Origin of the sequence: Microbacterium sp. (genome assembly GCF_031178525.1) — a bacterium.
In the GTDB taxonomy this organism is placed as follows: Bacteria; Actinomycetota; Actinomycetes; order Actinomycetales; family Microbacteriaceae; genus Microbacterium.
In genome coordinates this window covers 1-1,984 of the sequence record NZ_JAPSJA010000169.1, presented here as the reverse complement: position 1 = coordinate 1,984, position 1,984 = coordinate 1, and the positions used below count along the sequence as shown (strand labels likewise).

At 73.3% G+C, this 1,984-nt stretch carries 2 protein-coding genes and 1 other RNA gene; all 3 read right to left on the bottom strand.

The annotated features are described in order from the left end of the window. Positions 1 to 117: 117 nt before the first annotated feature. Positions 118 to 522, bottom strand: a complete 405-nt coding sequence (locus RIF89_RS10585; RefSeq protein ID WP_309069074.1) for a hypothetical protein — start codon at positions 520 to 522, stop codon at positions 118 to 120. A gap of 211 nt (positions 523 to 733) precedes the next feature. Next, positions 734 to 1,112, bottom strand: an RNA gene (gene rnpB / locus RIF89_RS10580) — RNase P RNA component class A. 36 nt (positions 1,113 to 1,148) lie between these two features. After that, a partial coding sequence (locus tag RIF89_RS10575; protein WP_309069073.1) for a bifunctional 3'-5' exonuclease/DNA polymerase occupies positions 1,149 to 1,984 on the bottom strand: 836 nt, incomplete at its 5' end.

The following is a 1,984-nucleotide window of genomic DNA, read 5'->3' as shown; positions in this document are numbered from 1 at the left end:
GGGGGCCCGCCCCCCTCCCCACCTCCCCCCCCCACCCCTCCGCCCCGCCGCCCCCCCGGGCGCGGGGCGATTGTGCGTTGTTCGCGACCAGGCCGCCCCGTGGGGCGTCGCCGGCCTCTACTCGTCCGCGTTGCGACGCGAACGGCTGCCGGACTTCGCCAGGCCTCGGCTGATCATGTAACCCACCGCCAGGATGGTGACGTACAGCCAGGCCTTGTCGGCGCCGAATCCCTGGCCGTCCTCTCCGTTGTCCACGACCGCCGCGGCGATCAGCACCGCGAGGGAGACGACGACGAAGGCGATGAACTCCGTCGTCAGGAACGTCGACTTCATCTCCTGCAGCCGTCGCGGAGCACCGTGTGCTTGCGGGTACGCGTTCGGCGCGGGCGCGTACGAGCCCTGCCCGGGTTGGCCCTGGTAGCCCGGGCCGGGCGGGTTGGACGGCGCGGCGGGGTACGGGTTGTTGCTCGGGTTGCCCGGGTACGAGTTGGGGTCCGGGTTGGCCGGGGGCACGTTCGACATGGCAGTCCTGCTTTCCGGTCGGTATCGCCTTCGATCTCTACTGAACTTCCAGGTTTCGACCGTACGCGTCGAAGCGGACGCGCCTCGAAGGCTTGACACCACCCTCATGCCGTGCGGTATGTGCGGCGATGTCGTCGGTCGCCGCGTGCGGAGACGCGCGCGATCCCCGCGCACGCGCCTGCGTACCGAGGCGGTTCTGCTGGTCGGAGGGCGAATGGGCCGGCCTGTACGCCGGGTTCTGTTCGGGGGCTCGCGCCCCGTCGACGACCATCTCTCTCGGCGGCACGTTGCCGTGACGCTCTAGCGACCTACCCGGGGACTCGGCGGGCCGCGTCATCATCCCCTGTCTGGTCTTGCTCCGGGCGAGGTTTACCGAGCGGATCGCGTCGCCGCGACCCCTGGTGGTCTCTTACACCACCGTTTCACCCTTACCGGGCGCTCCCTCTCGGGTGCCCGGCGGTCTGCTTTCTGTGGCACTGTCTCGCGGATCGCTCCGGGTGGGTGTTACCCACCGCCCTGCCCTGCGGAGCCCGGACGTTCCTCGGCGCGCGACGGCGAGCCGTCCGCGACGCGGTCGTCCGGCCGACCCATTCGCAGCTTCCAGTCTACGGGGCCGAGCCGGCCCCTCACTTGGCGGCGCTGTCGGAGAGCCGCAGGTCCAGCGGGAAGTCGATCGGGAACGAGCCGAACAGCAGCCGTCCGGCGGCCTCCGCCGAGTCGCGCAGAGCCTGCGCGGCGGCCTCGGCCTGCTCGGCGGGCGCGTGCACGATGACCTCGTCATGGAGGAAGAAGGCGAGGTGCGCGCGACGGGCGAAAGCGGCACCGGATCGCGGCGCGCCGGCCGCCGGATCGACGGCGGGCAGCCGGGCGAGCCGAAGACGCAGGTCGGCGAGCCACGCGAGCGCCCACTCGGCGGCCGTCCCCTGCACGACGAAGTTGCGCGTGAAGCGACCGCGGTCACGGGCGATCCGCCGCGCCAGCGACTCGTCCGCTGCCGACGCGCCCGCGCGGGCCTGCGCGGTCCGCCAGACCTCATCCGGCCCCGGCGATGTGCGCCCGAGCCACGTCGCGACCGTGTCACCTGCCTCGCCCGTGCGTGCAGCCGCATCGACGAGCGCCATCGCACGCGGATACACCTTGCGCAGCCGCGGCACCAGCCGGCCCGACTCGCCGCTCGTGGCGCCGTACATCGCGCCCAGCATGGCCCCCTTCGCCTGAGCGCGCGTCGCCACGGCGCCGTCCGCGACGATGCCCGCGTACAGGTCGCGTCCGCGCGCGGCGTCGGCCATCCGGTCGTCCCGCGCCATCGCCGCGAGCACGCGCGGCTCGAGCTGAGCGACGTCGGCCCCGACGATGCGCCATCCCGGATCGGCGCGCAGCGCCTCACGCAGCTGCCGCGGCAGCTGCAGGGCACCGCCGCCGGAGGACGCCCAACGTCCGGTGACGACGCCGCCCGGGACGT

Excerpts from the sequence above, each read along its gene's own strand:
- RIF89_RS10585 (WP_309069074.1), bottom strand. The coding sequence starts at position 522 with ATGTCGAACGTGCCCCCGGCCAACCCGGACCCCAACTCGTACCCGGGC.